This is a genomic window from Candidatus Sarmatiella mevalonica (assembly GCF_016751895.1).
Lineage (GTDB): Bacteria > Pseudomonadota > Alphaproteobacteria > Rickettsiales > Rickettsiaceae > Sarmatiella > Sarmatiella mevalonica.
On sequence record NZ_JACVVM010000086.1, the window covers coordinates 1 to 3,813 of the forward strand.

5 protein-coding genes and 1 pseudogene are annotated in these 3,813 nt (G+C 38.0%); 2 read left to right on the forward strand and 4 right to left on the reverse strand.

What is annotated here, in order from left to right:
- Nucleotides 1-230: 230 nt before the first annotated feature.
- Entirely contained in the window at nucleotides 231-527 is a 297-nt protein-coding gene (locus Sarmat_RS06075; protein WP_202149882.1) for a helix-turn-helix domain-containing protein, read from the forward strand.
- A 67-nt stretch (nucleotides 528-594) separates the two neighbouring features.
- Here the strand turns inward: Sarmat_RS06075 and Sarmat_RS06080 are convergent.
- The 4 genes and pseudogenes from Sarmat_RS06080 to Sarmat_RS06095 form a co-directional block, all read right to left on the reverse strand.
- Nucleotides 595-975, reverse strand: a pseudogene (locus tag Sarmat_RS06080) (transposase family protein); the annotation flags it as partial.
- A gap of 49 nt (nucleotides 976-1,024) precedes the next feature.
- Entirely contained in the window at nucleotides 1,025-1,300 is a 276-nt protein-coding gene (locus Sarmat_RS06085) for a hypothetical protein (protein ID WP_202149883.1), read from the reverse strand.
- 165 nt (nucleotides 1,301-1,465) lie between these two features.
- The gene (locus Sarmat_RS06090) at nucleotides 1,466-1,624 is read right to left on the reverse strand and encodes a hypothetical protein (RefSeq protein ID WP_202149884.1); all 159 of its coding nucleotides are present in this window, start codon (nucleotides 1,622-1,624) and stop codon (nucleotides 1,466-1,468) included.
- 89 nt (nucleotides 1,625-1,713) lie between these two features.
- Nucleotides 1,714-2,874: a Fic family protein gene (locus Sarmat_RS06095; RefSeq protein ID WP_202149885.1), complete on the reverse strand. Its 1,161-nt coding sequence runs from the start codon at nucleotides 2,872-2,874 to the stop codon at nucleotides 1,714-1,716.
- A 386-nt stretch (nucleotides 2,875-3,260) separates the two neighbouring features.
- Between Sarmat_RS06095 and Sarmat_RS07170 the strand changes: the two genes are divergently transcribed.
- Complete coding sequence (locus Sarmat_RS07170) at nucleotides 3,261-3,392, forward strand: hypothetical protein (protein ID WP_279611773.1); 132 nt, start codon at nucleotides 3,261-3,263, stop codon at nucleotides 3,390-3,392.
- Nucleotides 3,393-3,813 lie beyond the last annotated feature (421 nt).

A 3,813-nucleotide genomic window follows, 5' to 3' on the forward strand; every position in this document is an offset into this window, starting at 1 on the left:
CAAGTCCTCACGTACTTCATGTACGCTGCGGCTCTGTGCTTCGTATACTCCTCGCATTTGCGCATCATGAGCGAGTTTCGAAAGAGGTCTATTTTAGCATCAAGCGGCAAGTAATTTATTAGACCTCTTGCGTAAGTATATAGAATTGGAAATTACTTACAGGAAGGGGTTGATATTTTTTATAAAGCGTGTATAGAACGTGATTTTTAACCAACAAGAGACTACACACAATGATAAGATACAGTAAAATTGCTAAACATCCAAGAGTTTTTTTAAGATTATTTGGCATGGAGCTAGAAAAGTTTGAAATAATAATAAAGAAGCTAGAAAAAATCTGGGATAAAAGAGTCGTAGGCCAATATAAACGTCCCGGGAGGAATTATAAATTAGGTCTAGAAGAAATGACCCTGATGCTTTTAATGTACCTTCGCACTTATAGCACAATGATGCAGATAGGCTTTATGTTTAACATTGACGAATCAAGAGTGAGCCGGATTATAAAGAAGCTAGAGCCGCAGCGTACATGAAGTACGTGAGGACTTGCGCATCGACAGCATCGCCACAGTCGCCATCAGGAGTAGAGTTAGGAAAGAGGTCTATTGGCGTTTCTGTTGTATCTATTAGTATAACTTCATATTCCATATCGCTTCTAAGTAATGCCTTGCGACCAGGCAAAGCAAAATCAGGATGTTTGATTAGCGTATCTTCTATCCACTTAATTCCTTTGTAACAGGAACTCTCGTTTATTCCATAACTTTGACTAACATGGAAATATGCGCGGTATTCTCTGATATATTCCAATGCCATTAATAGCTGATTTTTCCATGCTCAGCTTATTTCTTCTACCTCCTTTAGTTTTTTCTTTTTATCAGCTTCTTCTAATATTTTTACCATCTTATCAAACGTACCACGCTTGACTCCTATTAATCTTCTGAATTGATCATCTGATAAAATCTTCACTTGTTCATATTTCAATTGCACAACCATAATATTTTTATTGACCTAGCTTGAGTATACACATATATCACAGTTTCGAAAGAGATCTATTGTTTATAACTACCGCGAGAAATAAAATATTAATATCCGTTTTTCCGAATTTCCAATTAGTTCTGTCCATTGCCAAAACACAACTTGTGATTCCGAATAAACCGATGATTAACTTAGCAATCGAAATAAAATCTATAGTAAAGCTTTTCAATAAACGATAAATTCTATGAGTTTTAGATTTATCCTTTGCGGGACCAGGGAGAGATAGCGCAAGCTCTTTTTGGTGAATACCAGCATCCGTAATAATACTCAAGATTGCTGCAACAAAAGATTTTACTCTTGATTTATTTCCGGCTATATGAGATGATAGCGCTTGAAGGCTTGAAGTAGTATATTATGCATTTTTGTCACAAAAAATAAACGACATATACTACTTCAAATCCTCATAATAAAGCCTTTCCTTAAAAAATGTAGGGTACTATGATGCGTGGTATTGACATGGAAAAATTTGCGCCAATGAGTTCATGAACTTTTTAAAAAAACTTGATAGTCGAGTTAAAAAAATTCTTGGATGTTCCTGATTTTTGTGTATGATATTGCCATATATGGAGTAGTTTTGTGTTGAAATAAACTCCATATATACCTTCTGTCTTGAAAAATCAAGACCTCTTTCTATCTTAGGCGATATATTCTCACTTACGCAACAGGTCTACTCATCTTATTTGCCTATCCATCAGCTTCAGCGCTAAGCCTTGTAGGCTCTTCTAAGATTTGCAGTATTGCATTTGCGCAATAAACTTTGTCGCGCTTATTATCAGAAGTCTTTTGAATAATGTTTACAGCTTCAATTTTTTGGATGCCTCTTTGTGCTGTGCTATAGGCAACCCCTAAATCTTCAGCAATTTTATTAATCGTTACGTAGGGATTAACCGCAAGCCGCTCTACAATGTCTATCGCAATTGATGAACCACTGCTTGCTACCATTATTTTCCACGATTGCAATAATTCATTGATACGTTCCGCCCTGGACAAAACATCTTCAGATTGAACTGCAACGCCACTCAGAAAATAGATGAGCCAATTACGCCACGCTCCATCTCTGCTCACATTATAGAGCTGCCGGTAGTACTCATCGCGGGTTGCTTCAAAAAATGCCGATAAATATAACAAAGGAGAAGGAAGCATTTTTTGCTCGATAAGTAATAAGGTAATAAGGAGTCGCCCAACACGTCCGTTACCATCTAAGAAGGGGTGTATGGCTTCAAATTGATAATGGCACAGAGCAATATGAATAAGAGGAGGCAATTGCCTGTTATGTAAAAAACTTTCTAATTCGCTTAAAGCATCCATCAAATGATCAGGGGGTACGGGCACAAACTTTGCCGTGTTCAGTGTACACCCAGGTGAACCTATCCAATTCTGCGTGCGTCTAAATTCTCCAGGTGTCGCATGAGAGCCTCTTACGCCCTGCATCAAAGATCCGTGGATTTCTTTGATAAGCCGCAAAGATAAGGGCAATTCTTTTAATCTTTTGATGCCATAATCTAATGCCTTGATATAGTTTTGAACTTCTTGCAAATCATCTGGATTTCGTCCTGCGCTCACGCCTCTATCTGCCGCTAGAATTTCACCTAAAGTGGCCTGAGTTCCTTCTATTCTACTGGATAACACAGCTTCTCTAGTGATAAATGAACGCAATAGAAGGTGGGGATTGGGTAATCTACTGCCTTCGCGGGCCAATTTTCCGAGTAAGAAATCAGCGCGCGATAAACTATAGACAAGCGCATCATCCCACTCAAGTTTTGGTGGTAAAGCCGCTGGGATGAAGGCTTTATAGCCTGTAGAGGCTTTAATGATCTGACCGCTTGATGACTGCTCTATATCCATCTTACTCCTTTTATTTCTGGTAACAGATATAGCATACAACTTATTATCGAATAAGTCAATATACGATAATAGTAAAGTTTGACATCATCACCTAAGAAAACACAGGAGCGCACTATTATCGACTTCAATAATTATCGCTAATAATGGCAACCCTTATCACCACCTCTAGAAACGAGTGACTCTATGTAAATAGTGACGAAATTTATCGCAAATAGGTCATGGCATGCACTTAAAATCACGAAAATAGAGATTTTATGGACGCATTAAGCTTTGATAGAGAATCCAAAATGGTTTATTTGACACTAGACCTGCTGTGTAAGTAAAAAAGCAAAGCATTAAGGGAGGCAATTGAAATATTAATAATAGACCTCTTTCAAAACTCGCTCATGATGAGCAAATGTGAGGAGTATACGAAGCACAGAGCCGCAGCGTACACGAAGTACGTGAGGACTTGCGCATCGACAGCGTCGCCACAGTTGCCATCAGGAGTAGAGTTAGGAAAGAGGTCTAATAATTAATTTCGGTATCAATAGCGCCGCTCTATTAAGCTGCTAGTCTTTGATTACAAAAACCGTTCTTAATATTCCTGCTAAAATATTAAATTTTAGATTGTAACCTTTGTGTTTATTGCGATATCGATCTGATAAACGTCATACACCCGAAGATTAGACCAAAAATGTGTAGATATGGCGGACTTTTTTAAAACCTTTAAATAACAAATTATTTAAAAAATAAGAACCAGTCACGCAAAAGGTTGAAGTATTGGAGGGACATCGTTATGATTGGCATCAAAGGGAGGATATGAGATGTCAACGAGCTATACGAGTGATTTAACAGATGAAGAATGGGCCGTAGTCGAAAAGATAATTTACAAAAGAAGGGGGAAACAAGGCAGGCCGCCCCCTAGGGATGCCAGACGTTTATGGGATGGTATATTTT

Excerpts from the sequence above, each read along its gene's own strand:
- Sarmat_RS06075 (WP_202149882.1), top strand. The coding sequence starts at position 231 with ATGATAAGATACAGTAAAATTGCTAAACATCCAAGAGTTTTTTTAAGA.
- Sarmat_RS06090 (WP_202149884.1), bottom strand. The coding sequence starts at position 1,624 with ATGGAGTTTATTTCAACACAAAACTACTCCATATATGGCAATATCATA.
- Sarmat_RS06095 (WP_202149885.1), bottom strand. The coding sequence starts at position 2,874 with ATGGATATAGAGCAGTCATCAAGCGGTCAGATCATTAAAGCCTCTACA.
- Sarmat_RS07170 (WP_279611773.1), top strand. The coding sequence starts at position 3,261 with ATGATGAGCAAATGTGAGGAGTATACGAAGCACAGAGCCGCAGCGTAC.